Annotated in this window: 3 protein-coding genes; all 3 read left to right on the top strand. The window is 48.2% G+C overall.

What is annotated here, in order from left to right; translation table 11 throughout:
• The coding region (locus tag JW881_12195; GenBank protein ID MBN1698266.1) for a hypothetical protein at window positions 1–547 on the top strand (547 nt) is incomplete at its 5' end.
• A 283-nt stretch (window positions 548–830) separates the two neighbouring features.
• Window positions 831–3,053: a DNA helicase RecQ gene (gene recQ / locus JW881_12190; GenBank protein ID MBN1698265.1), complete on the top strand. Its 2,223-nt coding sequence runs from the start codon at window positions 831–833 to the stop codon at window positions 3,051–3,053.
• 63 nt (window positions 3,054–3,116) lie between these two features.
• On the top strand, window positions 3,117–3,522 hold a 406-nt coding region (locus JW881_12185), incomplete at its 3' end, for a hypothetical protein (GenBank protein ID MBN1698264.1).

Below are 3,522 nucleotides of genomic sequence, written 5' to 3'. Positions count from 1 at the left end.
TCATATGACAGCATCTGTTTTGCATGAGTTTCATCTTATCATGACTGAACTAATGAGAGAAAAACTGCTCAACCTGACAATGTTCGGGCCGCGGCACTCGTTATCCGGAGTCATTGCCGGTATATTGTCCTGTATCGATCCTTTTATCATCAAGGAACACAGCTGGGGAAAACAGCGGATGAGTCGATACCGGGCGGTTTCGGATGATCCCGATGAAATCCGGGTCCACACGCATGTTTATTTCACCGGGGATGAGTACCGGAAGATAAAACTTTTGCATGCCGATTTGAATTGTTACAGTATCGCGCAGCTTGTCCGGTGGCTGCTTGAGGTGTTTTTGGCGATGGTTGAGAGATATGGGAAGAGGGTGCTCGAAGAATTCGAGAAACGATTCAAGCAATGGAGTAGTGAGGAGAGGAAATTACAGCAGTCCCCCCGCAGGAAAATACGACAATTGTATAGGATAATTCAGCATCTTCCGGGGCGAAACAGAATGATATCCGTATATACGAATCAATTTTCTCCATTCTGGATACTCAGGCTTTAAAAACACATCCTAAATCCACACCCGATTCCCACATATTAACACCGGAAGACCAGACAAAATAATCGTGCATGTCTACAAGTCGCATACACTCATGCACACAAAATGCCTGTCCATATTAACTTGTCACTCAGTGAATCAATCATTCAACTGGAACTAACAGGACGCCGAATACGTAACAAAGCGCGGTAAAAGATATAAAAATAAGGGAATCATCCCGTTTTCCGTCAATAAATTTCTTTAAAATCAAAGCGGCGGACATCTTTACCCCTTTATTAATAGTAGTGTGAAACGTATAATACAAAAGAATTACGGGGAGGGGAAAATCATCGTGCACAATATCCTGAAAAATACCTTCGGGTTTTCACGGTTTCGGCCCTTTCAGGAGGAAATCATCTCAGCCATTGTAAAAGGGAGGGATGTCTTTGCGGTCATGCCGACCGGCGGCGGAAAATCATTGTGTTATCAGCTTCCGGTAAAAATCATGAGCGGAACAGTGATTGTGATCAGTCCGCTTATCTCCCTGATGAAAGATCAGGTGGACGGCGCGCAGGCAAACGGGATAAAGGCCGCTTTCCTCAACAGCTCCCTTGACGCCGAAACATCGCGCCGGATCCTTTATGACCTTCGCGGCAACCGTCTCGAAATGCTCTATATCGCTCCGGAACGGTTTGCCGTCGATTATTTTTTCAACCTGTTGAAAACGATCTCCATCGCGTTTTTCGCGATCGATGAGGCCCACTGTATTTCCGAATGGGGGCATGATTTCAGGCCGGATTACCTCAATCTTTCCGGCATACGCCGTCATTTCAGGGATATACCGATCGCTGCATTCACCGCCACGGCGACGGTGAAGGTGCAGGAGGATGTGACGCAAAAGCTTGGTCTCGTCTCCCCGCACAGCGTTCGCGCCTCGTTTAACAGACCGAACCTCTTTTACCGTGTGGAACGAAAACAGCGGCTGGAAGAGCAAATTATGGCGTTTTTAGGGGATTATCCTCACGAGGCGGGCATAATTTACAGAACCACTCGAAAGGGGGTCGAAGCCCTCACGCACCAACTCCGGGCAAACAATATCAAGGCCGCGGCCTACCATGCGGGATTACCGGCCGAAGAACGGAAACGGAATCAGGACGCATTCAATAATGACGAGATTCGGGTCATCGTTGCCACGATCGCGTTCGGGATGGGAATCGACAAGTCGAATGTCCGCTTTATCGTTCATGCCGATCTTCCAAAAAATATCGAAGGGTATTACCAGGAGACCGGCCGCGCGGGGCGTGACGGGGAGCCGGCCCAATGCCTTCTTCTCTACGGAAACGGTGATATTCCGAAGCTGCGGTATTTCATCGACAAGATTCAGGATGAAACCGAACGGCATGCGGCGATGTCCAAACTGGACAACATGATCCGATATGCCGAACAGAGCCTTTGCCGGCGCAGGCAGCTTCTGGCTTATTTCGGTGAAAAGTACACGGAAGAAAATTGCGGAACCTGCGATATTTGCACGGACCGGCTCGACACAATCGATATTACCGTCGACGCGCAGATACTGATGTCTGCGATCGTCAGATCCGGGGAGCGTTTCGGATTGAGTCATATTATCGATATCGTACGGGGCGCGAATACGAAACGAATACGCTCGTATGCCCATCAGGAATTAAAGACCTACGGTGCCGGGAGGAACAAAAACAAGGATCACTGGCGTTTTATCGCGGGGGAGTTGTCTTCCCGCGGATATCTTTCCCGTGACGGTGAGGTGTATCCCGTTTTGACGCTGACGGAAAAGGGAAGGGAAATACTATTCAAAGGAGTCAACGTGTATGCGGTGGTCAAGGAAACCGATACAAAACGGAATCTTCCCGAAGAAAAAGACCGTTATGACGACCGGTTATTCGAAAGACTCAGGACTTTGCGAAAGCGGTGTGCGGACAGAGACGGCGTTCCACCCTTTGTCGTTTTTTCGGACAGAACACTGCACGAAATGGCGCGTTATTATCCACGGGACGCTTCGGGGATGCTTGCAATCACCGGGGTCGGAAAGAAAAAGATGGATGCTTACGGCGAGTTTTTTATCGATGAAATTTCATCATATCTGAGGAATCACGGCAATATCGAAATACCGGAAAAACCCGTCCCCGATAAGCGAAACGGTTCGTTATCCAAAAAAGGGAAAACCGTCGAAATCACCTATGAACTCTTTGCAACGGGCTTGTCTTTGGATGAAATAGCGGGTAAAAGGAATCTCGCACGGGCGACGGTCGTCGGTCATCTGGAGACCTGTCTTCTGGATGGTTATGAGATCGATATCAGCCGTCTGATAGCAGCGGAAAAGCTGAAAGCGATTGCCGCCTTCATCGAGCAATACGATATATGGCATCTCAGCCCGATCGTGGAGTATTTTAACGGGCAGATCGGTTATGAAGAAGCGCGATTTGTCCGTGCATGGTTACAAAAAGGGAAACGGAAGGGTTGTGTTCCTGTCGGCGGGAAAGCTGCGGGTTCATGAACAGGGGAACGGAATTGATATAAATTTTGTTACATACTGGTTTCCAGAAAAAGAGAGGTTCGTATGAAATACAAATGTAAAGCAATAGACATTGTGATACTGGTTTTTGTTGCCGTATATGCCCTTTTTTTTACCGGATTTTTTTATCCCGATACAATTGTCGCATCGCGCCATCTCCTTCTCTGGATCGTGAGGATTCTTTTCCTGATTCCGGGTGTTTCGATCCTGGTTGTTCTCGTACGGGTGCGTATGGGCAAAATCGGCGGAAAGCAGTTGAAATCGATCCTGTTGTATGCCGCATTGCTGCTTCTCGTTCTCTACCCGATCGTCAACCTTGCCTATAATGCATTGACCGCGATGAGAAATGTTTCAGGGTTTCATCCCTATCTTCAACTCAAGCCGAACGATTTTGTCTATAATACCGCAGATACGTACGATGATACCGTGGATACGCGAAAGGATTCCGCGG

The organism is Spirochaetales bacterium (assembly GCA_016930085.1).
Taxonomy (GTDB): Bacteria; Spirochaetota; Spirochaetia; order SZUA-6; family JAFGRV01; genus JAFGHO01.
Note: the sequence above shows the minus strand (reverse complement) of the source record. Positions and strands in the feature narration are given on the sequence as shown.